The sequence below is a fragment of the Actinomadura rugatobispora genome, assembly GCF_042656285.1.
GTDB classification, from domain to species: domain Bacteria; phylum Actinomycetota; class Actinomycetes; order Streptosporangiales; family Streptosporangiaceae; genus Spirillospora; species Spirillospora rugatobispora.
Map to the genome: position 1 here is coordinate 1 of NZ_JBHSON010000025.1, position 25,577 is coordinate 25,577.

Below are 25,577 nucleotides of genomic sequence, written 5' to 3' on the forward strand. Positions count from 1 at the left end.
CCGGCGGCCTCGCCGGCGCCGCGGCCGGGCGGGCGACCGGCGGGCAGGCCGCGGCGCCGCTCGCGCAGTCGACCGCGGGCCCGGCCAACGGCCCCGGCGACCTCAGCGACGTCGCGGCGCGCGTGCAGCCCAGCGTCGTGTCGGTCGAGGTCCGGACCGGGTCGGGGCGCGGCGGTGGGTCCGGCTTCGTCATCGACCGGTCCGGCCACATCCTGACCAACGCGCACGTCGTGGAGGGCGCGGGCCAGGTCGACGTGGTGCTGTCGGACCGGCGCCGCCTCTCGGCCCGGGTGCTGGGCGCGCTGCCCGACCAGGACCTCGCGGTACTGTCGATCAGCCCGTCCGACAGCCCGTCGCCGCTGGTCTTCGGCCGGTCCGCGGACGTGCGGGTGGGAGACCCGGTGATGGCGCTGGGCTCCCCGCTCGGGCTGGCCGGGACGGTCACCGGCGGGATCGTCAGCGCGCTCGACCGGGAGGTCCGGCTGGGCGACGGCGGGCGCCGCACCGCGCTGCAGACCGACGCGTCCATCAACCCCGGCAACTCCGGCGGCCCGCTGGTGAACGCGCGCGGCGAGGTCGTCGGCGTCAACACCGCGATCGCGACGCTGAGCCGGGGCGGCGGGGGCGGCTCCATCGGCATCGGGTTCGCCATCCCGGTGGACCGGGCCGTGGACGGCGCCGAGCGGATCATCCGCTGACCGGCGGCGGGCGTCCGGGCTGAGAAGATACGAGCAGGCGAAGAGGGAGGTAACGGGCGCATGAGGGTTCTCGTGGTCGAGGACGAGGAGGACCTCGCCGAGGCGCTCCGGTACGGGCTGGTCCGCGCCGACTACGCGGTCGACGTCGCCTACGACGTGGCCCAGGCGTCGGAGAAGCTCTACGCGGCCTCCTACGACCTGATGATCCTCGACCTCAACCTGCCGGACGGGGACGGCTTCGACCTGTGCCGCTCCCTCCGGGGTGGCGAGCTGGACGGGGAGAGCGGCCCCGGCCTGCGGATCCTGATGCTCACCGCGCGGGACCGCCTGGCCGACCGCGTGCACGGCCTCGACCTGGGCGCCGACGACTACCTGGTCAAGCCGTTCGCCTTCCCCGAACTGCTGGCCCGGGTCCGCGCCCTGCTGCGCCGCGACACCGGCCCCGCCGCCTCGGCGGTCTGGGAGGTCGGCGCGCTGCGGCTGGACACGGGACGGCACGAGGTCTTCCGCGGCGGGCGGCGGCTGCAGCTGACGCCCAAGGAGTTCGCGGTGCTGCGCTACCTGATGAGCCGCCCCGGGCAGGTGGTGTCGTCGGAGGATCTGCTGGAGCACGTCTGGGACGAGCACGCCGACCCGTTCACCAACACCGTCCGGGTCACCATCGGGACGCTGCGCCGCAAGCTGACCGTGGAGCCGGAGGAGCAGCTGATCGAGACCGTCGTGCGGCAGGGCTACCGGCTCAGGGACCCGGGGAGCGAATCCGAGCCCGCGTCCACCACGTCCGCCGCCACGTCCGCCACCACGTCCACCACCACGGGCGCCCCCGCGGGGCGAGCACGAGAGATGACCGACTGATCATGCGTCCGCGCCTCCGCCTCCGCCCGCCCGGGTTCGTCCAGTCGATCCGGTTCCGGCTGACGGTGATGTACTCCACCCTGCTGTTCGTCCTCACGGCGGCGGTGCTCGGCGGCATCTACCTCGCGGTCGACGCCAGCACCGACGCCGAGCCGATCACCAGCACGATGCGCGCCGGCAAGTACCACCAGGGCTCGCTGGTCCCGTACGCCGAGGTGGAGGTCGTCAAGGTCCAGCAGGTGGAGCGGGCCGTCAACTACGAGACCCAGCAGGCCCTCAAGCGCTACTCGCTGCTGATGCTGGGCGGGATGTTCGTCGCCAGCCTCGGCATCGGCTGGGTGCTGTCGGGCCGGGCGCTCAAACCGGTCCGCGCGATCGCCCGCGCCGCCGAGGAGATCCAGGCCACCGACCTGTCCCGGCGGATCCGGCTGGAGGGGCCCAAGGACGAGCTGCGCTACCTGGCCGACACCGTCGACTCGATGCTCGACCGGCTGGACGAGGCGTTCGGCGCGCAGCGGCAGCTCATCGACGACGCCTCGCACGAACTGCGGAGCCCCCTGGCCATCATCCGGGCCAACCTGGACACCGTCCTGACCGCGCCGGACGCCGAGGACGCCGACCGGCGCCGCGCCGTCCAGGTCGTCGACCGCGCCACCACCCGCATGACCCGGCTGGTGGAGGACCTGCTGGCCACCGCCCGCCGCTCCGCGCCCGCCTTCCACGACACCGACGTCGACCTGTCGGTGGTGGCCCGGGAGGCGGCCGAGGAGTTCGACTCGCTGGCCGCCGCCCGCCGCCTCACCATCGACCGCGACCTGCGCCGCGGCCTCACCCTCATCGGCGACCACGACGCGCTGCGCCGCGCGGTGGGCAACCTGCTGTCCAACGCGGTGCGGCTGGCCCCGGCCGGATCCGCGATCACGGTGGCGGCCGACCGGTCCGGCGGCTGGCAGTGGGTCGCGGTCAAGGACTCCGGGCCCGGCATCGGCCCGGACGAGCAGGAGCGGGTGTTCGACCGGTTCTGGCGCGGCTCGGACGCCCGCCGCTCCCGGGACCGCCGCACCGGGCTGGGCCTGGCGATCGTCCGGCACATCGTGGAGGCGCACGGCGGCCACGTCAGGCTGTTCTCCACCCCGGACGTCGGCAGCACGTTCGTCCTGTGGCTCCCGGTGGCCTCCGGCGGCGCCGCCGTCCCGCAGGCCCCGCCCGACCTCGACCCGATGGAGGGCAGGGCGGCCGCGCGGGCCCGGGGCGGCTGACCGGGAGGCGAGGGTGGCCGGGCGTTCGGCGGGCCGTCATCGCGCTGACACGGGCGCGTCACACCCCTGTGAGGAAATGGGGGCCGCACCGCCGTGTCCCCTGCGGGACCGGCCGCCCCGCACCCCCGACCCGCCCGCACCTTCGGAGGGCCCGCATGCGCGAGCAGACCTTCCCTTACGACCACCGCGTCCTGGCCGGTTTCCCGGGCGCCCGGTCGTACGAGCGCACCCCGGAACAGATCACCTACCTGGCCGAGCGCGCCGGGCTGCCGTGCCTGCTGGTCGTCCCGATCGCCGGGAATGACGGACCGCTCACGGTAACCGTTCTAGTATTCGAGGACGAACGCGAGCGCGGTGCCTACCTGGCCGCCCGTGATCGGACCGCTTCCGCCGCCACCTGAGCCTCCGTGGCGGGTGCGGTTTTCCGCAGGGGAGGATTGCGGCGCGTACCCGGGTACGCCGGTGGTCGTCTCCATGGTGAACAGGCTCACCACTCCATAACGTATGCATATGATCACGACTCTGACGGCGGCCGCCGCGGCGAACGGCGGGGACGCACCCGCCGGGGGGATCGCGGGCTGGGCCACCGACCTCATGGAAAGCCTCGGCGCGATCGGGGCGGGCCTCGCCATCGCCCTGGAGAACATCTTCCCTCCGCTGCCGAGCGAGGTGATCCTGCCGCTGGCCGGGTTCACCGCCGCGCAGGGCAAGATGAACCTGGCCGCGGCACTGATCTTCACCACGCTCGGTTCGGTGGTCGGCGCGCTGGCGCTGTACGGGATCGGCGCGGTCATCGGCCGTGACCGGATCCGCCGGATCGTGGACAAGATGCCGCTGATCAAGCTGTCGGACCTGGACAAGACCGAGGCCTGGTTCGCCAAGCACGGCACCAAGGCGGTGTTCTTCGGCCGGATGATCCCGATCTTCCGGAGCCTGATCTCGGTTCCGGCGGGCGTGGAGCGGATGCCGCTGCCGGTCTTCCTGCTGTTCACCACGCTGGGCAGCCTGATCTGGAACACCGTGTTCGTGATGCTCGGGTACGGGCTCGGCGACCAGTGGCACAAGGTCGAGGAGTACGTCGGCGTCTACTCCAAGGGCGTCCTGGCGGTGGCGGCCGTGGCGGTGGTGGTCTTCATCGTGCTGCGCGTCGTGAAGTCGCGCCGCAAGAACGGGACGGGCGCCCCCGACCAGGAGGCCGATGAGCAGCCTCCCTACGGCCAGCAGCAGTTCGGCCAGCAGCCGCAGCAGCAGGGCCACGGCGGGCAGGGCTACGGCCAGCAGCAGGCTTACGGCCAGCAGCCCCAGCAACCGCAGCAGCCCCAGCAGGGCTATGGCCAGCAGCAGCCTCAACAGGGCTATGGGCAGCAACCGCAGCAGCCCCAGCAGGGTTACGGGCAGCAGCCGCCCCGGGGCTACGGCCAGCAGCCCCAGTACCCCCAGCAGGGGCAGTACCCGCAGCAGGGGCCGGGGCACCAGCCCCAGCAGCAGGGGTACGGCCACTACGGCAACTGAAACGCAGAGGGCGACCGGAGCGGACGGCCTCGGGCGGGGGCGGTCGTGAAGCCGGAACGCGGTGGCCTGGCCGCGCGCCTGGTGAGGGCGCCGGCCGGGCTGACGCTGGGAGCGGTCAGCGCGGGCGTGGAAGCGGTGCTGCTGGCGCTGGCGGCGCTGTTCATGGCGTACGCGTTCGCGTTCTCGCGGGGCCGCCGCGCCGTCCCGGGCGTGGTCGCGGCGGGGGCGCTGGCGGGCGCGCGCTGGGAGCGCAGGAGGCTGGCGGCGTTCTTCGGCCATGACGAGCCGGCCGAGTACGGCCCGCTGCGCGCGCTGGCCTACCTGGTGCTGCGGGTCCCGCTGGGGCTGCTCGGCGGGGCGATCCTCGTCCTGACCGCCTACGGGGCGGTCGTGGGGGTGGCGCTTGCGGGCAGCTGGTGGATCACCGGCCGGTACCTGGACGGCATCCCGCCCGAGCCGTGGATCGTCTTCTACGTCGCGGCCCTGGGGGCGATCCTGCTGTTCATCGCGGTGCAGGGACTGGCGGGGGTGGTGGCGCTGGAGCGGAAGGTGGCGCGGCGCTGCCTGGGCCCGAGCCCGCTGGCCCAGTACGAGCGCCGCATCGCCGAACTGGCGGCGTCCCGGGCCGAGGTCGTCGACGCGGTGGACGACGAGCGCCGCCGCATCGAGCGGGACCTGCACGACGGCGTCCAGCAGCGGCTGGTGGCGCTGGGCATGCTGATCGGCCGGGCGCGGCGCGCCGGGGACGCGGAACGGTCCCGGGAGCTGCTGCGGCAGGCGCACGAGGAGTCGCAGCGGGCGCTGGAGGACCTGCGCGAGGTCACCTGGCGGGTCTACCCGGCCGCGCTGGACGGCGAGGGGCTGCGGGCGGCGCTCGAGACGGTGGCCGAGCGGTCCCCGCTGCCGGTGACGATCGACTACGAGCCGACCGGGCGGCCCCCGCACGCGGTGGAGACCGCCGCGTACTTCGTGGTCTGCGAGGCCGTGACCAACGCGGCCAAGCACTCGGGGGCCACCCGCGTCGCCGTCCAGGTCGCCGAGACCGAGACCGAGATGGAGTCCGGGACCGCGGGCGGCGAAGGGGGAAGGGTGATCGGGGTGCGGATCGAGGACGACGGCCGCGGCGGGGCCGACCCCGCCGGCGGCGGGCTGGCCGGGCTGGCCCGGCGGGTGGCGGCCCTGGACGGGGCGTTCCGGGTGGACAGCCCGCCGGGCGGGCCGACGGTGATCGGGGCGGAGTTCCCGTGCGGGTGATCCTGGCGGAGGACTCCACGCTGCTGCGGGAGGGCCTGATCCGGCTGCTGGCCGAGGAGGGCCACGAGGTCCTGGCGGCCGTCGGCGACGCCGAGGCGCTGCTGGCGGCGGTGCTGGAGGACGGCCTGGCGCCCGACGTGGTGGTCGTGGACGTGCGGATGCCGCCCACGCACACCGACGAGGGGTTGCGGGCGGCGCTGGAGATCCGGCGGCGCCGCCCGGGGATCGGCGTGCTGGTGCTGTCGCAGTACGTGGAGAAGCGCTACGCCACCGAGCTGATCACGGCCGACACCACCGGGGTGGGCTACCTGCTGAAGGACCGGGTGGCGCAGGTCGACGAGTTCCTGGACGCCCTGGACCGGGTGGGGGCGGGCGGCGCCGCGTTCGACCCGGAGGTGGTGCGGCAGCTGCTGACGCGCAGCTCGCACGCCGATCCGCTGAGCCGGCTGACGCCCCGCGAGCGCGACGTCCTGGGGCACATGGCGCAGGGCCGGACCAACGCGGCGATCGCCGAGCAGCTGTACATCTCGCAGAGCGCGGTGGAGAAGCACGCCAACGCGATCTTCGACAAGCTGGATCTGTCGCACGCGGCCGGCTACAGCCGCCGCGTGCTGGCAGTCCTCCGCTATCTGGGCTCCTGAGGGCTCCCGAAGCGCCCCTCCGGCCGAACGCGCAGCCGTTCTCGGCAATGCGTTTTCACTGAGCGGAAGGCGCGGATTGCCGCAGCCGGTGATTCATGTCACGGTGAGTGGTGAAACGGGGGGCGTACCGGCGGGCGCGGAGGCCACCATGGCGAAGCGTGAGAAGCTCATCGACCCGGGCAACTGGGCGAGCCTGAAGCCGTTCGGGATCGGCGAGAACCGGCCCAACAACTACGCCGAGCTGTGGCGCGCGGCCAAGGAGAACCGCGGCCGGCTGCGGTACGCGTGGCGGATCCTCAGGCAGGGCACCTGCGACGGCTGCGCGCTGGGCACCAAGGGCATGCACGACTGGACGATGGACGAGATCCATCTGTGCAACATCCGGCTGCGGCTGCTGCGGCTCAACACCATGCCCGCGCTCGACCCGGCGCTGCTCGCCGACGCCGCGGCGCTGTCCCGCAAGAGCGGCGCGGAGCTGCGCGAGCTGGGCCGCCTCCCGTACCCGATGGTCCGCCGCCGCGGCGAGCCCGGCTTCACCCGGATCGGGTGGGAGGAGGCGCTCGACCTGGCGGGCGGCGCGCTGCGCGAGGCGGCGCCCGGGAGGTTCGGCTTCTACATGACCAGCCGCGGCGAGCCGAACGAGAACTACTTCGCCGCGCAGAAGGCGGTGCGCGCGCTCGGCTCCAACTCCATCGACAACGCCGCGCGCGTCTGCCACTCGCCGAGCACGGTCATGCTCAAGGAGACGCTCGGGGTGGCGGCGACGACCTGCTCCTACGAGGACTGGATCGGCACCGACCTGATCGTCTTCATCGGCTCGAACGTGGCCAACAACCAGCCCGTCGCGATGAAGTACCTCTACCACGCCAAGAAGGCCGGCACCCGCATCGCGGTGGTCAACCCGTACCGCGAGCCGGGCATGGAGAAGTACTGGGTGCCCTCCAACGTCGAGAGCGCGGTGTTCGGCACCCGGATCGCCGACGCGTACTTCCAGATCCACACGGGCGGCGACGTGGCGTTCCTGACCGGCGTGCTCAAGCACCTGGTGGAGCGCGGCTGGGCGGACGAGTCGTTCGTCGCCGACCACACCACCGGCTTCGGCGAGACCCGCGACCTGCTCGGCAGGCTGTCGTGGGAGGAGCTGGAGACCGGCTGCGGCCTGGACTCGGCGGAGATGCTGCGGCTGGCGACGATGATCGGGCAGGCGCGCGGTGCGGTGTTCGTGTGGAGCATGGGCATCACCCAGCACGAGTTCGGCGAGGACAACGTCCGTGCGATCGTCAACCTGGGCCTGTCCAAGGGCTTCGTGGGCCGCGAGGGCTGCGGGCTGATGCCGATCCGCGGCCACTCGGGCGTGCAGGGCGGCGCCGAGATGGGCGCGTACGCGACGGTGCTGCCCGGCGGCAGCCCGCTCGCCGACGCGGCGCGCTTCTCGGAGCTGTGGGGCTTCGAGGTGCCCACGGCCAAGGGGCGGACCGCCCCCGAGATGATCGACGCGGCCCACGACGGCGAGCTGGACGTGCTGGTCAGCTCCGGCGGCAACTTCCTGGAGGTGCTGCCCGACCCCGCGTACACCCGCGCCGCGCTCTCCCGCGCACGGCTGCGCGTGCACATCGACATCTGCGTGTCCGGCCAGATGCTGGTCGACCCCGCCGAGACCGTGCTGCTGCTGCCCGCGCAGACCCGGTACGAGATGGTCGGCGGCGTCACCGAGACCTCCACCGAACGCCGCGTCATCTTCAGCCCCGAGGTCGAGGGCCCGCGGATCGAGGGGGCCTGGCCGGAGTGGAGGATCTTCACCGAGCTGGCGGCGCGGGCCCGTCCCGAGATCGCGGACAAGGTGCGCTACGAGGGGACTCCGCAGATCCGCGCCGAGATCGCCGCGGCCGCGCCCGCCTACGACGGCATCCAGAACCTGGCGCGCTTCGGCGACCAGTTCCAGTACGGCGGGCCGCGCCTGTGCGCCGGCTGGACGTTCCCGACGCCCGACGGCAAGGCCCGTTTCAGCGCCGTCAGCCCGCCGCCGCTCCGGCGCGCCGACGGCTCGTACACGGTGGCCACCCGGCGCGGCAAGCAGTTCAACTCCATGGTGCACGAGCGCAAGGACTCCCTGACCGGGGCCGTGCGCGACGCCGTCCTGATGAACCCCGCCGACGCCGACCGGGAGGGGTACTCCGACGGCGACCCGGTGGTGCTGAGCAGCGCGACCGGGGAGATGCGCGGCCGGGTGCTGCGCGCCCCGATCGCCCCCGGAAACCTGCAGGTCCACTGGCCGGAGGGCGAGGTCCTGCTGGACCGCTCCCGCCGCTCTCCGCAGGCCGGCATCCCCGACTACAAGAGCGCCGAGGTGATGATCAAGCACCCGAGCGACTGACCGGCGCCGGGCGCCGGGGGAGGGGGGCCGTACGGCCGTCCGCCCGCCCCCCGCCGGGGAGCGGCGGGAACCGGGCGGTTCCGTTAGTCCGGGCGGTCGTCGCGGGGCCGGCCCGCGGCCCCGCCGGGTGCCGGTTGCCTGCCGGTGCCGTGCGGCCCGGCGGCGTCGGGCGGCGTTCAGGAGGCGTCAGGCGGCGCGGCCCCGCGGCCTGCGGCTGCGCCTGGCCGGCGCCGCGCCGCCACCGCCGATCAGGCGGGACAGCACGCGGAAGGGCAGGGTGATGACGTTGACGATGGTCGCGATCACGGCCTGAAGCGCGGCGGCGATGCGTCGCATCCTTCTCAACTCCTCGTCTGTCGTGTTCGCGGTTCTTCGTGGTCGTTCGAGGTCTCCCTCACGCCGACTTCTACCCCGGGTCACGTTTCTACACATCGACGAAGATTTTCGGTGGCTTCCCGGGGTCAGGCGTACTGGAGGTCGGCCCTGGTGATCAGCCCGCGGGCGAGGGTGAAGTCGTAGTGGGCGCGCCAACCCGGCGAGCCGGACGGGGCCCAGTGGACCAGCAGCCGCTGCCCGTCCGGCCGGCGCTCGGCGATGGACAGCACGCGCAGCGCGCCGCCGATGACCTCGTCGCGCGCCCAGGCGCGGATGGCCTCGCGACCGGAGATCGTGCGCGAGACGTCGACGATCCGCGCGTCCGATGCGAAGGCCGCCGCCAGCGCGTCCAGGTCGCGCGCGCCGACGGCCGCGACGTACGCGCCGATCGCGGGGTCGACGCCCGCGACGGCCGGCGAGCCCGTCGTCCCCGGGCCCGCGCTCCCGCCGGGGGACGGGGCGGACGCGGGGCGGGCGCCCTCCTCGGCGCCGCCGCCGCATCCGCCCGCGAGCATCCCCGCCGCGAGGACCAGGGGCAGGACGGCGACCGGGCCCGGACGGGCCGGAAATAGAGGCATGTGTCCACGTTCGCCGGACCCGGCGCGCCCTGTCCAAGACATCTTGGTATAACCAGGGGTTATGGACGCGCATCTACGGGAGCTGCGCTATTTCGCCGCGGTCGCCGATGAGTTGAGCTTCACCCGGGCGGCGGCCCGGCTCTTCGTGTCGCAGCCCGCGCTGTCCAAGCAGATCCGCGCCCTGGAACGGCGGCTCGGTTTCGAGCTGTTCGAGCGCCGGTCGCGGGAGGTCGTCCTGACCGGGCAGGGCGCGGAGCTGCTCCCGGCCGCGCGGGAGGTCCTGGAGACCTGGGACGGCGCGTACGCGCGGGCGCGGGCCCTGGACCGGCCGCCGACGCTGACCGTCGGGATGCAGACCGCCGTCGGCCGCGACCTGCAGCGCAGGGCGCTGGCCCGGTTCCGCGAGCTGGCGCCGGGCTGGTCGGTGTCGCTGCGCCTGGTCGGCTGGGACGATCCCACCGCCGGGCTCGCCGACGGCTCCAGCGACGTGGCGTTCGTGTGGCTGCCCGTGACGTCCGCGGGGATCAGCGCCCGCACGCTGGCCCGGGAGCGCCGCTGGGTGGCGCTGCCCGACGACCACCCGCTGGCCGGGCGGACCGAGATCGCCTTCGCCGACCTGCTGGACGAGCCGTTCATCGCGCTGCCCCGCGAGGCCGGGCCGCTGCGCGACTTCTGGCTGGCCACCCCCGCCCGCGGCGGCCGTCCGCCGCGGATCGGCGCCGAGGCCGCCGCGCCCGACGAGGTGTTCGAGGCCGTGGTCTCCGGCCTCGGCGTGGTCCTGCTGGCCGAGGGGAACGCCGGTCTGTACCGGCGGCCGGGCGTGACGTGCCGTCCCGTGCTCGGGCTGGAGCCCGCCGAGCTGGCCGTGGCCTGGCGCGGCGCCGACGGGCGGGCGGCGCCGCGGCTGTTCATGGAGGGCCTGGAGTCCGTGGATCGTTTGTGACCTGTGCGGCGGTGCCCGTGGCGGGCCGCCGCGACGATGGCGGCGAGAGCCGTGTTCCGCGAGGGAGCGGAATCTTCCGGAAAGGGGAGGGACGCCCATGGTGGGGAGCCTGGAGTGGGGACCGGCGGCGGAGCGGCCCGGACTGCTCGCCGGGCCGGTCGCCGCGGTGATCGGCGCGCGGCCCGAGGCCCGGGTCGCCGAGATCGATCCCGAACTGGCCGACACGGCGGCGTTCTGCGAGCGGTACGGGGTGCCGCCGGAGGCCAGCGCCAACTGCGTGGTCGTCGCGGCCAAGCGCGGCGGCGAGGTGACCTACGCCGCCTGCATGGTCCCGGCCACCGGCCGGGCCGACGTGAACGGCGTCGTGCGGCGGCATCTGGGGGCCCGCAAGGTCTCGTTCGCGCCGATGGCGGAGGCGACCTCCCTCACCTCGATGGAGTACGGCGGGATCACCCCGGTGGGGCTGCCGTCCGGCTGGCCGATCCTGGTGGACGAGGCGGTCGCCGCCACCCCCGAGGTGGTGATCGGCAGCGGCGTGCGGCGCTCCAAGCTGCTGCTGCCGGGCAAGGCCGTCGCCGACCTGCCCGGCGCGGAGGTGCTGGCGCTGGCCCTGGGCGGGACGCGGTGACGGCCACCGAGGGGCTCCGCCGGGCCCTGGACGAGCCCGGTTTCCGCCCCCTCCCCGGACCGGTCACCGTGCTGCTGGAGGCCGTCGAGGCACCGCCCCGGCTGGCCGCCCACCTGCGGATCGTGCACGACGTGGCCTGCGACCTGGCCGGCTGGGTCGACGGGCGCTACCCGGCGGCGGGCGCCGACCCGGCCGCGGTGGCGTTCGGCGCGGCCACCCACGACATCGGCAAGGCACTGCACCCGGACGAGCTGTCGGGGCCGGGCGCCGAGCACGAGCCCGCCGGCTACGAGCTGCTGCTCTCCTACGGCGTGGACGAGCGGCTGGCCCGTTTCGCCCGTACCCACGCCGCCTGGCACGAGGACGGCATCGGCATCGACGACCTGCTGGTCAGCCTCGCCGACAAGGTGTGGAAGGCCAAGCGGGTGCGCGACCTTGAGCAGCTCCTCGTCGACCGGCTGGCGGTGGCGGCGGGGGAGGCGCCCTGGCAGGCGTTCCTGATGCTGGACGACGTGCTCGGCGGCATCGCCGAGGGCGCCGACCGGCGGATCGCCTACCAGTCGACTCATCCGGTGGCGGCCGCCTGACCGTCCCGCGGCGCGGTGGGCCGGCCGTCCTCCGGGTAGGGGCGGCCGCCCGCGGCGCGGGCGCGGGCAAGGAAGACCCGGTTGGCCTCGATCATCTCCTCGGTCGAGGCACAGCCGGGTGAGGCGGTGCGCAGCAGCCCGAACAGCACGGGATCGGGCACGCCGTCGATGCCGGTCAACGCCTTGACCAGCACGATCCCGCTGAGTCCGAGATCGGCCGGGCCCATGGCGGCCAGCGTGTCCTCGATGAGGCGGGCCGCCGCGGCTCCGGGCAGGAACGCCATCGCCCACGGGTGCGGCCGCGCCCACTCCCCGAGCACGATCAGCTCCTGCACATCGGGACGCATCCGGTCGGCGAAGCCGGGGTAGGGGAGCGCCTCGGCCTCGGTGCACTCCAGGCCCGGCGGCGGCTCGTCGGCGTCGTACAGGACGGCCTTCGCCTCGAACCGCCAGCCGCCGCCCTCCGACGGCCTGGCCTGCCCGGAGATGTGATCGGCGCGGGTCCGGGTCTGGACGGCCAGCAGCCCGGCGGCGTCGCGGCACGGCACCGTGCACGCCAGCACGCGCCGCGGCGCGGGCACCAGCCGCAGCGTGGCGGCGGTGATGACGCCGTGCCGGCCCATCCCGCCCCGCACCGCGCCGAACAGCGTCCGGTTCTCCGACGCCGAGCACCGGACGACCGCGCCCTCCCGGGTGACCACCTCCAGGTCGATCACGTTGGCGGTCTGCGGCCCGTGGACGTGGGAGGCACCGCCCACGCCGCCCGCCGAGAGGGTGCCGCCGACGGTCAGGTCGAGCAGGTCGGTGAGGACGGGCGGGGTCAGCCCGTGCGGGAGCGCGGCGTCCAGGACCTCCCGCCAGGTCGCGCCCGCCTCCACGCGCACCCGGTCGCCGCGGACCTCGCCGATCGCGGCGAGGGCGCGCATGTCGAGCGAGACGCCGCCGGTCAGGGAGCTCCCGTCGGTGGAGTGCCCGCAGCCGCGCGGCACCACGGCCTGGGCGCCCTGCCGGCCTCCCGGAGAGGGGCCGTGCCCGTCCCCGGAAAGCGGCCGCGCCGGGCCGTGCCGCAGCATCACGTCCGCGACCTCGCGGGCGGACGCGGGCCGCACCACCTCGACCGGGGTCCTCCGCACCATGTCGCCGAAGTCGCCCAGTGCCACCGGGCCGGTCACCGGGCCCGGAGCCGGTCGGCGACCCGGCCGAGGGCGTCGCCGAGCGTGTCGAGCTCGGCGGGGGTGAGCGGGCCGACCTCGTGCTCGACCAGAGGGGCGGCCTCCAGGAACGCGACCCGGGCGCGTGGTTCCCGGGCGTGTAGGGGACCGTCATCCATGCGTTGAGAGTAGTTGGTTTGTCTTTGAACCGGCCACTGGTACGGTCTCAAGAAGTTGAGCGCTCAAGCAACCGCGCATGCCCGTCCCGCCACGGAACGGAACCGGACGCCGGATGCGCGAACGGCGACAGCCGCCCTATCCAGACCTGGAGGACACATGCTCCCCGCCCGCCGCATCCCGTACCTGGCCGACGTGGGCCTGCTGGTCGGCCGTGTCGCACTCGGCGCGATCTTCATCGCGCACGGTTGGCAGAAGCTCATAGGAACCGGGCACGAGGGCGTCACCAAGGGCTTCGAGGGCATGGGCATCCCGCTGCCCGGCCTGGCCGCCCACTACGCCACCTGGGTCGAACTGGTCGGGGGGATCGCCCTGGTGGCCGGCCTCCTGGTGCCGGTGGCCGGGCTGCTGCTGGCGCTCGACATGATCGGCGCGTTCTGGTTCGCGCACATGGGCAAGGGCCTCTTCGCCTCGGAGGGCGGTTACGAACTGGTGCTCATCCTGGGCGCCACGGCCTTCCTGCTCGCCTGCACCGGCTCGGGCCGCTTCGGCCTCGACGCCGTCCTGTTCGGCCGGAGCGAGGCCCGAGACCGCTCCGGCCGGGACCACGCCCACGTCTGAACCCGCCTCCCGCCTCCCGCCTTCACGCGAGCCCCCGTGCGCCGGGGGCTCGCGTGCTTTCATGGACGGATGGACGAGGCGCTGGCCGAGGCGGTGTTCGCCGAGCACGCGCGCCTCGAGGAACGCCTCACCGACCCGGCCGTCCTCCGCGACCACCGGCTCGCCCGGCGCATGCGCCGCGCCGTGGCCGCCCTGGAGAACCTCCTGGACGACATCCAGGACGGCGAGACCGAGTGGGACCGCTACGACCCGTACGACGTGGTCCTCGCCATCGAGGCCGAGCCCGCGGACGTGGAGCTGCTCTGGCACCGCTACCGCGACCTGGCCGCGCGACGCCCGGAAGGCTGGCGGGCCGAGCCCCTCGACGGCGAGCCCGGCGGGCGGCGCCGGGCGGTCCTGGCGATCACCGCCGGGGAGGGCGGCCCGGGCGCATGGTCACTCCTCAAGACCCACAACGGCCTGCACCCCCTGACCCCCCATCCGGTTCCAGGCTCGGACGCCGGCCCGGACGCCGGCCCGGACGCCGGCCCGGGCGTCCGGTCGGCGCGGGTGACGGTGCTTCCTCATGCGGACGAGGGCGTGGCGCTGCCGGGCTCGGAGCGGGACTGGCGCATCGACCTCTACTGCACGCGCTCGCCGGAGCCGCCGTCCTCGATCACCATCACCCACCTGACGTCGGGCGCGCGCTTCCACGGTCAGGCGGCGACGCCTCGCGAGGCGCATGCCAACGCGGTGCGGCAGGCGCTCGCCCGCGCCCTGGCCGACTCGATCACGGCGGACGAGCCGGCGCACCGCCACCTCCACCCGGGACAAGAGCCGAAAAGGCATCCGAAACCGATCGAGCCCGCCTAATCCTGCCTACATCACCAACTTCACCAACTTTCTCCAGATCGGGTCGCCTCAAATTACATATCTCGCCTGTCCGTAATTGGGGGTGCGGCGAGATGGTGCGTCACTCTCCGTAGATGGCCGATGGGCTCACCGTGGCCCGGTATGGAGGGTGAATGCCGGTGACGTGCGCATTTGCGGCATCGGGGCCGTTCCGCCCGAGATCGGGGCGGAACGGGTCTCCGAGGCGCCGCGACACGCCGACCAGGCGATAACCGAAAACAAGCCGGCGAATCCCCTCTTCGGGGCGACCGAATCGAGATATCCGGTATAGGTCCAGGTCAGCGCCGTCATCGGCGTCGGTCGGCCGTCCCTGGTCCCGTCTTCCTGCTCGACCGTAATGGGTGGCCGCCGGTCCGGTGGCGGGGCGTCGATGACCGAGCCCGTGTCATGGGCGCAGTCAGAGAGCGCCGCTCCCGTCCGCGGGCCTCCGGTCACCCGATCGCTACAGTGCGAAACCGGGCCCGCGCCGCGTTCCCCGCACCGGGCCTGGAGCGGACGTCCGTCAGGTCTCGGTCAGGTCTCGGCCGGGCCGGACGACACCGGCCCGCTTCGCCGGCGCCGTCCCGCCCGAACGGCCGCGGGCCCGGCTCATGGCCGGGCTCCTGACTTCGGGGCGGCGGCCTGTCCCCGCCGGACGTGGCGTTGATCGAAATGAGGCGACCGATCCCTCTTTGCCCCACTACCGTGGGCGTTCCGTCATGACGAGGAGGTCGGATGGAGATCAACGCGGCCGAGGTCGCGGCCTTCGTGGCGCGCCTGCTCGGCGAGGGGCACGCCCTGGAGACGCGGGTCGAGGGCGCGGTCGTCCACCTGCCCGAGTCCGGGCTGCGCGTCGCCGTGGACGCCCCGGACCCCGAGTCGCATGGCAAGGTCATCCGGATCCCGATCGGGGTCAACCATCCGGCGTGGGGCGAGGCGTTCGCCTGGGACCAGGCCGTGGGCGTCGCCTCCGGTGAGCGCCATCCGGTCGCCGACGCCGTCGACGGCTGGGTGCACAACGTCTTCCCCGTCTTCGCCGCGATGGCGATGCCCGGCAGCGAGCTGGCGGGGCGGGCGCATCCGTTCGTCATCGCCAGCGGCGACCGCACCGCCGACGTCTACTGCGGGCCGCTGGCGATCCGCGACTTCGGCGGGCTGGCGGAGAGGCTGTGGCAGGCCGCCGCCGAACGGCCCCCCGCGATGGCCCTCGTCCAGGAGCTGTTCACCGGGTACGCGATCCCCGAGCGGCCGCTGTGGGCGTACGTGTACGCGGCCCGGATGCCCGACGGCCCCCGCACCGAGGTCACGCTGCTCAACGGCGACAGCAGCGAGGCGTTCGCGCACATCGCCGACTACCTCCCCTGGGAAGGCCACGGTTCCGTCAAATCCTGGGTGCTCGCCGTGCCGCACGCCTGAGGCGTCCCGTCCCGAATAACGCCGGAAAACGCGCTCTGGCCTGCGTGGACGCCTCGAGCAGGGGCGTCGGCCGGGACCGCGCGGCCGGTACCGCGCAACCGCCAGTTAACGTCAACCTGACACAATGGGCTAACAACGGCATTTCTGGGCACATGGTGATCGTTAACGCTCTCGGGAGGCTGGTCGCTCGTGTCGCAAGTCAGTGAGTTCGTGGTGGTCGCCAACCGGCTTCCGGTGGATCGGGTGCCGGGCACCGGGACGGGTGACGGGGCGGCGTGGCGGCGCAGTCCGGGCGGCCTGGTCAGCGCGATCGCCCCGGTCATGCGGCGCCGCGAGGGCACCTGGGTGGGCTGGCACGGGGCGCCCGACGAGGTCCTCGAGCCGTTCGAGACCGACGGCATGAAGCTGGTCCCCGTCCCGCAGTCCGCCCAGGACGTCGAGCTCTACTACGAGGGCTTCTCCAACGCGACCCTGTGGCCGCTCTACCACGACGTGGTCGCGCCCCCCGTGTACAGCCGCGAGATGTGGGACGCCTACGTCCGCGTCAACGAGAGGTTCGCGAAGGCGGCGTCGGAGGTGGCCGCCGAGGGCGCCATCGTCTGGGTGCAGGACTACCAGCTCCAGCTCGTCCCGGCGATGCTGCGCGGGCTCCGCCCCGACCTGCGCATCGGGTTCTTCCTGCACATCCCGTTCCCGCCGCTGGAGCTGTTCTGGCAGATGCCGTGGCGGCGGCAGATCCTGGAGGGGCTGCTGGGCGCCGACCTGGTCGGGTTCCAGCTCCCGGGGGCGGCGTCCAACTTCGTGCGGCTGTGCCGCCGGCTGCTGGACGCGCGCTACAACAAGCAGGACGTGTACTGGGACGACCGGGTCGTGCGGGCCCGCGCGTTCCCCATCTCCGTGGACGTGGACGAGCTGAACGAGCTCATCGCCCGGCCCTCGGTGCGGGAGCGGGCCGAGGAGATCCGCACCGACCTGGGGGACTCCACCGTCCTGCTGGGCGTGGACCGGCTCGACTACACCAAGGGGATCACCCAGCGGCTGGAGGCGTTCGGGGAGCTGTTCGGCGACGGGCACCTCAAGCCCGGCCAGGCGGTCTTCGTCCAGATCGCCACGCCGAGCCGGGAGCGGGTCGAGCAGTACCAGCTGCTGCGCGACCAGATCGAGCAGCAGGTCGGCCGGATCAACGGCGAGTACGGGGAGATCGGCTTCCCGGTGGTGCACTACATGCACACCTCCTACAACCGGGACGAGCTCGCAGCGCTCTACCTCGCCGCCGACGTCATGGTGGTGACGCCGCTGCGGGACGGGATGAACCTGGTCGCCAAGGAGTACGTGGCGTGCCGGTCCGACCTGCGCGGCACCCTGGTGCTCAGCGAGTTCGCCGGGGCGGCCGCCGAGCTGCGCCGCGCGTACCAGGTCAACCCGTACGACATCGACGGCCTCAAGGAGACCCTGCTGCGGGCGCTGAGCGCCGAGCCCGCCGAGCAGGCGCGGCGGATGCGGGCCATGCGCAAGCGGGTCATCGAGCACGACGTGGACCGCTGGGCCCGGGACTTCCTGAGCGCGCTGGAGGAGTCACGGCACCGTCCCGAGACCCTGGGCGCGGCAATGGGCTAACCGCCGGGTCACTGCATTAAGACCCTTTGGCGGGCCGTCTGGGCCGTCTGCGGCCGTCCCAAATCCGCCATTTGAGCCCGCCGGTGGCGACCTTCGGCACCCGCGGCGGGCCGGTCGGCCGCCGCCGACCACCTCTGTGGGGTTCTGGTTCCGCCTGGGCGGTGCTCAGGCCGCCCTGGAGCCGTTCCGCAGGTCGAAGGCCGCCCAGACCGCCTTGCCGCCGGTGGTGAGCGGAGCCCAGCCCCAGGCGCCGCTGACGGCGCCCACGACCAGCAGGCCGCGGCCGCCCTCGCCGAACCGGCCCGGCTCGATGTCGAGGGGCTCGGGCGCGCGCACCCCGGGGTCGGTGACGGTCACCAGCAGGCGCCGCGGGTGGCCCAGCAGCACCAGCTGGATCGGGCCGGCGGGCAGCGGCTTGGGCAGTCCGCGCAGACCGTGCTGGAGCGCGTTGGTCACCAGCTCGGAGACGGCGATGAGCACGTCGTCGGCGGTGTCGTCCAGGCCCCATTCGCGCAGCGTGGCGCTGGTGAAGGAGCGGGCCTCCTTCGGTGCGGTGTTCTCGGCCGGCAGGACCCGCCGCGCGGTGCGCGGGCTGCCCGCCGCGGGGGCGGGCCACAGCCCCGCCAGCCCCGGGACCGGCACCGGCGCGCCGGTGGCGTGCTGCGCCGCCGGCGGAGTGCGGAGGGCCGGGCGGGACGGGTGGTCCTGCGGCTGGTGATGGCGCGGGTGCCGGCGTCCGCGCGGGGCGGCCGGGGCCGCCACGTCGTCTGCCTGGTCAACGATCATTGTCAAACCCCAGAGGCGTGCGGGTCGGTACGGGCCGAGCGTTCGCTATCTTGCTCCCCATGTCGTGCAGATGCAAGACCGTCTGCATGAACCGATGCAAGAACGAATGCACGTGCATCTCGTACCATGACGTTGGGGTGGGGCGAGATCGCGGCCTCCCGCTGGGAGGCAGTACGCCTAGAGGGGGCAGAAGATGGACGGCGCCGAGCTGTCGGACGTCCGGCGAGCCGAACTCGCCTGGCAGAAGAGCCGCCGGAGCAACCCGAGCGGCAACTGCGTCGAGATGGCGGAGCTCCCGACCGGGGAGATCGCCGTGCGCAACTCCCGGTATCCGGAAGGGCCGGTCCTCATCTACACGCGAGAGGAGGTCGAGGCCTTCGTCGGCGGCGCCAAGGACGGTGATTTCGATCACATGCTGGTCTGAACCGTCCCGGGCCCGAGTAAACCGAATCCCATTCCAAATCAGTGTTCGGCCCGGTAGCGTGCGGTTTCATGCACCTGGGGCAGATCGCTGAACGGACCCCCGGCAAGCCCGCCGTCATCATGGCGGGCTCCGGGCTGGTCATCACCTACCGTGAGCTGAACGAGGCCTCCAACCGCCTCGCCCACCTCCTGCGCGCCGAGGGGCTGCGTCCCGGCGACCACATCGCCTTCATGCTGGAGAACCACCCGCTGTTCCTGGCGATCGCCTGGGCGGCCCAGCGGTCCGGGCTGTACTACACCGCCATCAGCTCCCGCCTCCAGGCCGACGAACTCGCCTACATCGTCGACAACTGCGAGGCCAAGGTCTTCATCGCCGGCCACGCGCTCGCCGAGACGGCCGGGGCCATCACCGAGCAGACCCCCGGGGTGCGGCTGCGCCTCATGCTGGACGGCACCGCGCCCGGCTTCCAGCCGTACGAGGACGCGGTGGCCGAGTACCCGGCGACCCCCATCGACGACGAGTGCGAGGGGGTGGACATGCTCTACTCCTCAGGCACCACGGGCCGCCCCAAGGGCATCAAGCCGAACCTGTCGCTCGCCCCCATGGGAACTCCCGGCCCGCTCTTCCAGCTCATCTCGCTGCTCTTCCAGCCGGACGAGAACTCGGTCTACCTCTCGCCCGCGCCGCTCTACCACGCCGCCCCGCTGCGCTACTGCCTCACCTTCCAGCGGTTCGGCGCCACGGTCGTGGTGATGGACAAGTTCGATCCCGAGCGCGCGCTGGAGGCCGTCGAGAAGTACGGGGTCACCCACAGCCAGTGGGTGCCGACCATGTTCATCCGCATGCTCAAGCTGCCCGAGGAGACGCGCTCCAGGTACGACCTGTCGACGCTGCGCTGCGCCGTCCACGCCGCCGCGCCCTGCCCCGTGCCGGTGAAGGAGCGGATGATCGACTGGTGGGGCCCGGTGCTCCACGAGTACTACGCCGGAACCGAGGGCAACTGCTTCGTCTACACCAACTCCGAGGACTGGCTCGCCCACAAGGGCACCGTGGGGCGCCCCCTGCTCGGCCAGATCCACGTGTGCGACGAGGAGGGCAGGGAGGTGCCGCCGGGCACCGCCGGCACCCTCTACTTCGGCGAGGGGCCCGTCTTCGAGTACCACGGGGACGAGGCCAAGACCAAGGCGTCCCGCGACCCCTGGGGACACGGCTGGAGCACGCTGGGCGACGTCGGCTACGTCGACGGGGACGGCTTCCTCTACCTCACCGACCGCCGCTCCTACATGATCATCAGCGGCGGGGTGAACATCTACCCGCAGGAGGCCGAGAACGTCCTGGCCGTCCACCCCAAGGTCGCCGACGTGGCCGTGTTCGGGGTGCCGGACACCGAGATGGGCGAGGCGGTCAAGGCCGTCGTGCAGCCCCAGGACCCCGCCGGGGCCGGTCCGGAGCTGGAGGCGGAGCTGATCGCCTACGCGCGCGAGCACCTCGCGCACTACAAGTGCCCCCGCACGGTCGACTTCCGGTCCGAGCTGCCCCGCCACCCCACCGGCAAGCTCTACAAGCGCCTCCTGCGCGACGAGTACTGGAAGGACCACAAGGGCACGCTGACGGCCTAGCGAGCCCCTCACGGCCGGTTGAGGGCCGTCCTGGACGTGACACGGAGCGCGAGGACCCCGCGGCCGGACCGGGCGGGCCCGGCGTTCACCCCGAGCTCCAAGCCCCGAGGCTCGACGCGGCGTTGAGACGGGAACGCCCCGTCCCGGAAACCCGGGACGGGGCGTCACGCGCCGTGCGGTCAGTGCATGACCATGGGCTTCTCGAGCGGGACGGCGTCGTCGGAGTCGGCGACCGGCTTCTTGCGCGGCAGCAGCAGCGCCGGCAGGAACGCCAGGACCAGCAGGCCCAGCGACCACCAGTAGGTGGTCTGGAACGCGTCCGCCATCTTGTCCATGATCTGCGCCATGATGTTCGGCGGGACCTGGGCGCCGGCGGGCGCCTCCGCGCCGAGGCCGCCGCCCATGTCCAGCCCCCGGTCGCGCAGCTGGGTGGCCAGCATGACCGCGATGAACGCGGTGCCGATGGAACCCGCGACCTGCTGGATGATGTTCAGCGAGGTGCTGGCCCGCGGGACCTCGTCGTGCTGCAGGGTCTGCATGGCCGCCGACATGGTCGGCATCATCGTCATGCCCATGCCCAGGCCCATCACGAACAGCGCCCCGCCCAGGGCCCAGTACGAGGAGTCCGGGGTGAGCTGGGTGGCGAAGCCCGCCACGCCCGCGACCACGAGCGTGAGGCCGACCAGGACCACCTTGCCCGGGCCCAGCCGGTCGGTCAGCCTGCCGCCGATCGGCATCGTGACCATCGCGCCGAAGCCCTGCGGCGCCAGTAGCAGGCCCGCGGCGAACGCGCTCTCGCCCCGGACCGTCTGGTAGTACAGCGGCAGGATCAGCATCGCGCCGAAGAACGCGCACGCGAACAGCACCAGCGTGCCGGACGCGGCGGCCACCGAGCGGCGCCGGAACAGCCGCAGGTCGATCAGCGGGTTGGTGTTGGAGCGGCGCAGCGCGTGCGCGATGAAGCCCAGCACCAGCAGCGCGCCGCCGATCGTGGTGATCAGCACGTCGGTGCGGCCGAAGTCCTGCTTCTCGGCGCCGGTGGCCAGTCCGTACAGCAGCGCGGCCAGGCCGGGCGACAGCAGCACCAGGCCCAGGAAGTCCAGCCGCTCGGCCGGACGGGGCTCGTCGCGCTTGAGGATCCGCGCCGCCAGCACCAGCGCCACCGCGCCGATCGGCACGTTGATGTAGAAGATCCAGCGCCAGGACACGTCGTCCACGAGCCAGCCGCCCAGGATCGGACCCGCGATCGGGCCGAGCAGCATCGGGATCCCCACGACGCTCATCACCTGGCCGACCCGCTGGGGTCCGGCGGCCTGGGTCAGGATCGTCATGCCGGCCGGCATGATCATGCCGCCGCCCAGCCCCTGCAGGATCCGGAAGGCGATCAGCGACTCGGCGCTCCACGCCATCCCGGCCAGTGCCGAGCCGATGACGAACAGGCCGATCGAGACCATGTAGAGGCGCTTGGTGCCGAACCGGGCCGAGGCCCAGCCGGTCACCGGGATCACCGTGGCCAGCGCGAGGGTGTAGCCGGTCGCCACCCACTGGATGGTCGCCAGCGGGGCGTTGAAGTCCTCGGTCAGATGCTTGAGCGCGACGTTGACGACCGTGACGTCCAGGATGGACATGATCGCGCCGAGCACCACGACCATGGCCACTGCCAGTACGCCGCGGTCAAGCCCTCCATCTGAGTCCGCGGTCTTTGGAGACGCGGTAGCGGTCAACTGTGCCTTCCAATCATCGGGCCCGGGCGTGCGGGCACGCGGGCAGCGTCAAGGGGGTCAAGAGGGCTGGGGAGGTATGCGCAGAAAATACTGCAGTGACTGACACTTTTGCGAACCATTAAACTTCCAGGGGTCAGGGAGTATTCCACCGGGGTCCGACAAAACCCCCGTGTCACCTCGCCACCCTCGAACCTCCAGTCGAGTGGAGGTCAAGCGCGTGTGACACAGGCGACACCGTCCCCCGGCGTCACCAGGGCAGACCCCGCGCGGCGCCGGGACTCATCGCCCGCCTCCGCGATGTGGCCCACCCCACACCTCCCGGTTCGTCCCGGTTTCAGCTCGGCTTCCGGTCGCGCGCCCGGAACCGGCACCGAGGCGCGCCCCGCGGCCGCCCGCCCTCGGGACGCCGATCAGAGGGCTGATACCGTTCCAGTTCAAGCGCGTCATGGAGCGAAGTCCGGTGCGATCCCGGCGCTGTCCCGCAACTGTGATGCCCCTCCGAGAACCTCCTCCGATGGGCGAGCCAGGTCGCCTCCCCGCGCGCCGACGATCATCGACCTCGCGGAGGGGCGATCCGTCCCCCCAATGGCGGCGGCTCCCTGCCCCCCCCGCGGCCATGGAGGCCCCCTTGAGACCCCTACGTGCCCTGGGCGCGGCCCTGCTGATCGGTGTCGTGACGCTCGCGGCCGGCTGCGGCTCCGGTGACGGAGACGACGGCGGCCAGGCCGGGGCGGGAGGCGGCGCGGTCACCGTCCAGGCCGCCAACGGCGCCGTCACCATCCCCGCCACCCCCAAGCGGATCGTGTCGCTGTCGCCCACCCACACCGAGACGCTCTTCGCCATCGGCGCGGGCCCGCAGGTGGTCGCGGTGGACGAGTACTCCAACCACCCCGCCAACGCGCCCAAGACGAAGCTGTCGGGGTTCAAGCCGAACGCCGAGGCGATCATCGGGCACAAGCCCGACCTGGTGGTGCTGTCGGACGACATGGACGGCATCGTCAAGGCCCTGGAGAAGGTCAAGGTGCCCGTGCTCCTGGAGCCCTCGGCCACCAAGCTGGACGAGGCGTACGACGAGATCCTCGACCTCGGCGCCGCCACCGGCCGCTCCGCCGAGGCCAAGCGCCTCACCGACGACATGCGGACCCGCATCCAGCGGACCGTCGCCGCCTCGTCCAAGGGCAAGGGGCTCACCTACTACCACGAGCTGGACAACCAGCTGCACACGGTGACGTCCAAGACCTTCATCGGGCAGGTCTACGGCCTGTTCGGCCTGGAGAACATCGCCGACAAGGCCGAGAAGGCCGCGGGAGGCTACCCGCAGCTGTCCCGCGAGTACCTCGTCAAGAGCGACCCCGACCTGGTGTTCCTGGGCGACACCAAGTGCTGCGGCCAGAACGCCGCCGCCGTCGCCAAGCGTCCCGGCTGGCAGGACCTCACCTCGGTGAAGAAGGGCGGCGTCATCGAGCTGGACGACGACATCGCCTCCCGCTGGGGCCCCCGCCTGCCCGAGTTCGTCCAGGCCATCGGCGACGCGGTGCAGAAGTCCCCGGCCGCCCAGTGACCGACCGCCGCCCCACGGGCGAACCGTCCGCGGCGGAGGTGGCCGCGGGGCCGATGCCCGCGCGGCTGCGGCCCCTGCCCCTGGCGGTGACGCTGCTCCTGCTGCTGGCCACCCTCGTGGCCGGGCTGCTGGTCGGCGCGGCGGAACTGCCCGCGGGCGGGGTGCTCAAGGCGCTGCTCGACCGGCTGCCGTTCGTGGACGTCGCGTCCGGACTGAGCGTCGTGGAGCAGAACGTGCTGTTCGAGCTGCGCCTCCCGCGCGTGCTGATGGCCGCGATGGTCGGCGGGATGCTCGCCCTGGCCGGCGCGGGCTACCAGGGCGTCTTCCGCAACCCCCTCGCCGACCCGTACCTGCTCGGCGCCGCCGCCGGAGCCGGGGTGGGCGCGACGCTCGTCATCGTCCTGATGCCCGGGGACCCGGGCTACAGCGTGCCGGTGGCGGCGTTCGCGGGCGCGATCGGCGGGGTGCTCCTGGCGTACGCGCTGGGCAACATGGCCGGGGGCGGCGGATCCGGCGCGGCCACGCTCGTCCTGGCGGGCGTGGCCGTCTCCAGCTTCCTCGCCGCGGTCCAGACTTTCCTCCAGCAGGCGCGGGCGCAGGAACTCCAGCGGATCTACTCGTGGATCCTCGGCGGCGTCGGCTCGGCCGACTGGCGGCAACTCGGCCTGGTCGCCCCGTACGCGCTGGTCTCCACCCTGGTGCTGCTCCTGCACGGCAGGCTCCTGGACGTGCTGGGCGTGGGCGACGAGGAGGCGTCGTCGCTCGGGGTGGCGGCCGCGCGCGTACGCCTGGTCGTGCTGGTCGCCGCGTCGCTGGCCACGGCCTGCGCGGTGGCGGTCAGCGGGCTGATCGGCTTCGTCGGGATCGTGGTGCCGCACATCGTGCGGCGCCTCGCCGGCGGCTCCTACCGGATCGTGCTGCCACTGTCGCTGCTGGGCGGGGCCGCCTTCCTCGGCCTGGCGGACCTGGTCGCGCGGAGCGCGGTCGCCCCCGGCGAGCTGCCGCTCGGCGTGGTGACGGCGTTCGTCGGCGGGCCCTTCTTCGTGGTGGTGCTGCGCGCCGTCCGCAGGGAGGTCGGGACGTGACGATCGAGGTGCGCGACCTCAGCGTCACCCTGGGCGGGCGGAAGGTCCTGGACGGCGTGTCCCTGGAGGCCCCGCCGGGCTCCTGGACGGCGATCATCGGCCCGAACGGCGCGGGCAAGTCCACGCTGCTGCGCGCCGTCCTCGGCCTGCGCCCCGGACCCGGCCGGATCACGGTCGCCGGCACCGACCCCCGCACCCTCAAGCCCCGGCAGCGCGCCCGGCTCCTCGCCTACGCGCCCCAGAACCCCCAGCTGCCCGTCGGGATGACGGTGTTCGACTACACGCTGCTGGGCCGTTCCCCCTACATCCCGCACCTGGGACGGGAGAGCACCGGTGACCGTGAGATCGCCCGGGACGTCCTGGAACGGCTGGACCTGACCGGGCTGGCGGCCCGCCCCCTCGACCAGCTCTCGGGCGGCGAACGGCAGCGCGTCGTCCTGGCCCGGGCCCTCGCCCAGCAGACCTCGGTCCTGCTGCTGGACGAGCCCACGACCGCGCTGGACATCGGGCATCAGCAGCAGGTGCTGGAGCTGATCGACCGGCTGCGGATCGCCGACCGGCTCACCGTGGTGACCACGATCCACGACCTGACGCTGGCCGGGCAGTACGCTGACCGGTTGCTGCTGTTGTCCTCGGGACGGGTGGCGGCGGCCGGGCCGCCCGCGCAGGTGCTCACGCGGGAGGCCGTCGCGGCGCACTTCGACGCCCGCGTCCAGGTCACGTCGGGCGCCGACGGCCGTCCCATCCTCTCCCCGGAGCGTCCATGAGACTGCAGACCACGTGGCGTGCCGAAGACGGCACCAGGCTCGCGTCCACCGTGTG

General features: G+C 73.2%; 25 protein-coding genes, 1 pseudogene and 1 riboswitch. Of the genes and pseudogenes, 20 read left to right on the plus strand and 6 right to left on the minus strand.

Annotated elements, in window-relative coordinates; genetic code table 11:
- From ACFPZN_RS19200 to ACFPZN_RS19235, 8 genes and pseudogenes are all read left to right on the plus strand, one after another.
- On the plus strand, positions 1-698 hold a 698-nt coding region (locus ACFPZN_RS19200; RefSeq protein WP_378283379.1), incomplete at its 5' end, for a S1C family serine protease.
- A 60-nt stretch (positions 699-758) separates the two neighbouring features.
- Positions 759-1,439: pseudogene (locus tag ACFPZN_RS19205) on the plus strand (response regulator transcription factor); the annotation flags it as partial.
- Positions 1,440-1,555: 116 nt separating this feature from the next.
- Entirely contained in the window at positions 1,556-2,812 is a 1,257-nt protein-coding gene (locus ACFPZN_RS19210) for a sensor histidine kinase (protein ID WP_378283380.1), read from the plus strand.
- Positions 2,813-2,967: 155 nt separating this feature from the next.
- A complete protein-coding gene (locus tag ACFPZN_RS19215) occupies positions 2,968-3,213 on the plus strand; it encodes a hypothetical protein (RefSeq protein WP_378283381.1) in 246 nt (81 codons plus the stop codon).
- A 109-nt stretch (positions 3,214-3,322) separates the two neighbouring features.
- Entirely contained in the window at positions 3,323-4,324 is a 1,002-nt protein-coding gene (locus tag ACFPZN_RS19220) for a DedA family protein (protein WP_378283382.1), read from the plus strand.
- 45 nt (positions 4,325-4,369) lie between these two features.
- A complete protein-coding gene (locus tag ACFPZN_RS19225; RefSeq protein WP_378283383.1) occupies positions 4,370-5,578 on the plus strand; it encodes a sensor histidine kinase in 1,209 nt (402 codons plus the stop codon).
- Positions 5,569-6,219: a response regulator gene (locus ACFPZN_RS19230; protein WP_378283384.1), complete on the plus strand. Its 651-nt coding sequence runs from the start codon at positions 5,569-5,571 to the stop codon at positions 6,217-6,219. Before ACFPZN_RS19225 ends, ACFPZN_RS19230 begins: the two co-directional genes overlap by 10 nt.
- A 148-nt stretch (positions 6,220-6,367) precedes the next feature.
- The gene (locus ACFPZN_RS19235) at positions 6,368-8,593 is read left to right on the plus strand and encodes an FdhF/YdeP family oxidoreductase (protein ID WP_378283385.1); all 2,226 of its coding nucleotides are present in this window, start codon (positions 6,368-6,370) and stop codon (positions 8,591-8,593) included.
- A gap of 186 nt (positions 8,594-8,779) precedes the next feature.
- Here ACFPZN_RS19235 and ACFPZN_RS19240 read toward each other — a convergent pair whose 3' ends face one another.
- On the minus strand, positions 8,780-8,929 hold the full coding sequence (locus tag ACFPZN_RS19240) for an LPFR motif small protein (RefSeq protein WP_378283386.1): 150 nt from the start codon (positions 8,927-8,929) through the stop codon (positions 8,780-8,782).
- A gap of 125 nt (positions 8,930-9,054) precedes the next feature.
- Positions 9,055-9,546, minus strand: a complete 492-nt coding sequence (locus tag ACFPZN_RS19245; RefSeq protein ID WP_378283387.1) for a nuclear transport factor 2 family protein — start codon at positions 9,544-9,546, stop codon at positions 9,055-9,057.
- Positions 9,547-9,607: 61 nt separating this feature from the next.
- Here ACFPZN_RS19245 and ACFPZN_RS19250 point away from each other — a divergent pair, with 61 nt between their 5' ends.
- The 3 genes from ACFPZN_RS19250 to ACFPZN_RS19260 all read left to right on the plus strand — a co-directional run bounded on the left by ACFPZN_RS19250 (position 9,608) and on the right by ACFPZN_RS19260 (position 11,704).
- Positions 9,608-10,489: a LysR family transcriptional regulator gene (locus tag ACFPZN_RS19250; protein ID WP_378283388.1), complete on the plus strand. Its 882-nt coding sequence runs from the start codon at positions 9,608-9,610 to the stop codon at positions 10,487-10,489.
- A 97-nt stretch (positions 10,490-10,586) separates the two neighbouring features.
- Positions 10,587-11,117: a YbaK/EbsC family protein gene (locus ACFPZN_RS19255; protein ID WP_378283389.1), complete on the plus strand. Its 531-nt coding sequence runs from the start codon at positions 10,587-10,589 to the stop codon at positions 11,115-11,117.
- A complete protein-coding gene (locus tag ACFPZN_RS19260) occupies positions 11,114-11,704 on the plus strand; it encodes an HD domain-containing protein (RefSeq protein WP_378283390.1) in 591 nt (196 codons plus the stop codon). The genes ACFPZN_RS19255 and ACFPZN_RS19260 overlap by 4 nt, the downstream gene beginning before the upstream one ends.
- On the opposite strand, the gene ACFPZN_RS19265 is transcribed toward ACFPZN_RS19260, so the two are convergent.
- Both ACFPZN_RS19265 and ACFPZN_RS19270 read right to left on the minus strand, forming a co-directional pair.
- Positions 11,683-12,864, minus strand: coding sequence for an FAD-binding protein (locus ACFPZN_RS19265; RefSeq protein WP_378283391.1), 1,182 nt, complete (start codon positions 12,862-12,864; stop codon positions 11,683-11,685). The genes ACFPZN_RS19260 and ACFPZN_RS19265 overlap by 22 nt on opposite strands.
- An 8-nt stretch (positions 12,865-12,872) precedes the next feature.
- Positions 12,873-13,034 carry a hypothetical protein gene (locus ACFPZN_RS19270; RefSeq protein ID WP_378283392.1) on the minus strand — a complete coding sequence of 54 codons (162 nt, stop codon included), beginning with the start codon at positions 13,032-13,034 and terminating at the stop codon, positions 12,873-12,875.
- Positions 13,035-13,191: 157 nt separating this feature from the next.
- Here ACFPZN_RS19270 and ACFPZN_RS19275 point away from each other — a divergent pair, with 157 nt between their 5' ends.
- From ACFPZN_RS19275 to ACFPZN_RS19290, 4 genes are all read left to right on the plus strand, one after another.
- Positions 13,192-13,653 (plus strand): DoxX family protein, encoded by a 462-nt coding sequence (locus ACFPZN_RS19275; protein WP_378283393.1) that lies wholly within the window; start codon positions 13,192-13,194, stop codon positions 13,651-13,653.
- A gap of 69 nt (positions 13,654-13,722) precedes the next feature.
- Entirely contained in the window at positions 13,723-14,505 is a 783-nt protein-coding gene (locus ACFPZN_RS19280; RefSeq protein WP_378283394.1) for a hypothetical protein, read from the plus strand.
- A gap of 753 nt (positions 14,506-15,258) precedes the next feature.
- Complete coding sequence (locus ACFPZN_RS19285) at positions 15,259-15,939, plus strand: DUF6348 family protein (protein ID WP_378283395.1); 681 nt, start codon at positions 15,259-15,261, stop codon at positions 15,937-15,939.
- A 189-nt stretch (positions 15,940-16,128) separates the two neighbouring features.
- Complete coding sequence (locus tag ACFPZN_RS19290) at positions 16,129-17,556, plus strand: alpha,alpha-trehalose-phosphate synthase (UDP-forming) (RefSeq protein WP_378283396.1); 1,428 nt, start codon at positions 16,129-16,131, stop codon at positions 17,554-17,556.
- Between the two features lie 165 nt (positions 17,557-17,721).
- On the opposite strand, the gene ACFPZN_RS19295 is transcribed toward ACFPZN_RS19290, so the two are convergent.
- Entirely contained in the window at positions 17,722-18,342 is a 621-nt protein-coding gene (locus ACFPZN_RS19295; RefSeq protein ID WP_378283397.1) for an ATP-binding protein, read from the minus strand.
- Between the two features lie 193 nt (positions 18,343-18,535).
- Between ACFPZN_RS19295 and ACFPZN_RS19300 the strand changes: the two genes are divergently transcribed.
- Both ACFPZN_RS19300 and ACFPZN_RS19305 read left to right on the plus strand, forming a co-directional pair.
- Positions 18,536-18,766 carry a DUF397 domain-containing protein gene (locus ACFPZN_RS19300; RefSeq protein WP_378283398.1) on the plus strand — a complete coding sequence of 77 codons (231 nt, stop codon included), beginning with the start codon at positions 18,536-18,538 and terminating at the stop codon, positions 18,764-18,766.
- 68 nt (positions 18,767-18,834) lie between these two features.
- Positions 18,835-20,385, plus strand: coding sequence for an AMP-binding protein (locus ACFPZN_RS19305; RefSeq protein WP_378283399.1), 1,551 nt, complete (start codon positions 18,835-18,837; stop codon positions 20,383-20,385).
- Between the two features lie 179 nt (positions 20,386-20,564).
- Here ACFPZN_RS19305 and ACFPZN_RS19310 read toward each other — a convergent pair whose 3' ends face one another.
- Positions 20,565-22,037 (minus strand): DHA2 family efflux MFS transporter permease subunit, encoded by a 1,473-nt coding sequence (locus ACFPZN_RS19310; RefSeq protein ID WP_378283468.1) that lies wholly within the window; start codon positions 22,035-22,037, stop codon positions 20,565-20,567.
- A gap of 528 nt (positions 22,038-22,565) precedes the next feature.
- Positions 22,566-22,637: riboswitch (cobalamin riboswitch) on the plus strand.
- Between the two features lie 100 nt (positions 22,638-22,737).
- On the opposite strand from ACFPZN_RS19310, the gene ACFPZN_RS19315 reads away from it, so the two are divergent.
- From ACFPZN_RS19315 to ACFPZN_RS19325, 3 genes are read left to right on the plus strand one after another with little or no spacing between them, the layout of a single operon-like run.
- Positions 22,738-23,670 carry an ABC transporter substrate-binding protein gene (locus tag ACFPZN_RS19315; RefSeq protein ID WP_378283400.1) on the plus strand — a complete coding sequence of 311 codons (933 nt, stop codon included), beginning with the start codon at positions 22,738-22,740 and terminating at the stop codon, positions 23,668-23,670.
- 53 nt (positions 23,671-23,723) lie between these two features.
- Positions 23,724-24,755, plus strand: a complete 1,032-nt coding sequence (locus ACFPZN_RS19320) for a FecCD family ABC transporter permease (RefSeq protein ID WP_378283401.1) — start codon at positions 23,724-23,726, stop codon at positions 24,753-24,755.
- Entirely contained in the window at positions 24,752-25,522 is a 771-nt protein-coding gene (locus ACFPZN_RS19325) for an ABC transporter ATP-binding protein (RefSeq protein WP_378283403.1), read from the plus strand. The genes ACFPZN_RS19320 and ACFPZN_RS19325 overlap by 4 nt, the downstream gene beginning before the upstream one ends.
- Positions 25,523-25,577: the final 55 nt, after the last annotated feature.

Excerpts from the sequence above, each read along its gene's own strand:
- ACFPZN_RS19280 (WP_378283394.1), top strand. The coding sequence starts at position 13,723 with ATGGACGAGGCGCTGGCCGAGGCGGTGTTCGCCGAGCACGCGCGCCTC.
- ACFPZN_RS19275 (WP_378283393.1), top strand. The coding sequence starts at position 13,192 with ATGCTCCCCGCCCGCCGCATCCCGTACCTGGCCGACGTGGGCCTGCTG.
- ACFPZN_RS19285 (WP_378283395.1), top strand. The coding sequence starts at position 15,259 with ATGGAGATCAACGCGGCCGAGGTCGCGGCCTTCGTGGCGCGCCTGCTC.
- ACFPZN_RS19240 (WP_378283386.1), bottom strand. The coding sequence starts at position 8,929 with ATGCGACGCATCGCCGCCGCGCTTCAGGCCGTGATCGCGACCATCGTC.
- ACFPZN_RS19270 (WP_378283392.1), bottom strand. The coding sequence starts at position 13,034 with ATGGATGACGGTCCCCTACACGCCCGGGAACCACGCGCCCGGGTCGCG.
- ACFPZN_RS19255 (WP_378283389.1), top strand. The coding sequence starts at position 10,587 with ATGGTGGGGAGCCTGGAGTGGGGACCGGCGGCGGAGCGGCCCGGACTG.
- ACFPZN_RS19300 (WP_378283398.1), top strand. The coding sequence starts at position 18,536 with ATGGACGGCGCCGAGCTGTCGGACGTCCGGCGAGCCGAACTCGCCTGG.
- ACFPZN_RS19320 (WP_378283401.1), top strand. The coding sequence starts at position 23,724 with ATGCCCGCGCGGCTGCGGCCCCTGCCCCTGGCGGTGACGCTGCTCCTG.
- ACFPZN_RS19220 (WP_378283382.1), top strand. The coding sequence starts at position 3,323 with ATGATCACGACTCTGACGGCGGCCGCCGCGGCGAACGGCGGGGACGCA.
- ACFPZN_RS19245 (WP_378283387.1), bottom strand. The coding sequence starts at position 9,546 with ATGCCTCTATTTCCGGCCCGTCCGGGCCCGGTCGCCGTCCTGCCCCTG.
- ACFPZN_RS19210 (WP_378283380.1), top strand. The coding sequence starts at position 1,556 with ATGCGTCCGCGCCTCCGCCTCCGCCCGCCCGGGTTCGTCCAGTCGATC.
- ACFPZN_RS19305 (WP_378283399.1), top strand. The coding sequence starts at position 18,835 with ATGCACCTGGGGCAGATCGCTGAACGGACCCCCGGCAAGCCCGCCGTC.
- ACFPZN_RS19295 (WP_378283397.1), bottom strand. The coding sequence starts at position 18,342 with ATGATCGTTGACCAGGCAGACGACGTGGCGGCCCCGGCCGCCCCGCGC.
- ACFPZN_RS19215 (WP_378283381.1), top strand. The coding sequence starts at position 2,968 with ATGCGCGAGCAGACCTTCCCTTACGACCACCGCGTCCTGGCCGGTTTC.
- ACFPZN_RS19235 (WP_378283385.1), top strand. The coding sequence starts at position 6,368 with ATGGCGAAGCGTGAGAAGCTCATCGACCCGGGCAACTGGGCGAGCCTG.
- ACFPZN_RS19310 (WP_378283468.1), bottom strand. The coding sequence starts at position 22,037 with ATGGTCGTGGTGCTCGGCGCGATCATGTCCATCCTGGACGTCACGGTC.
- ACFPZN_RS19250 (WP_378283388.1), top strand. The coding sequence starts at position 9,608 with ATGGACGCGCATCTACGGGAGCTGCGCTATTTCGCCGCGGTCGCCGAT.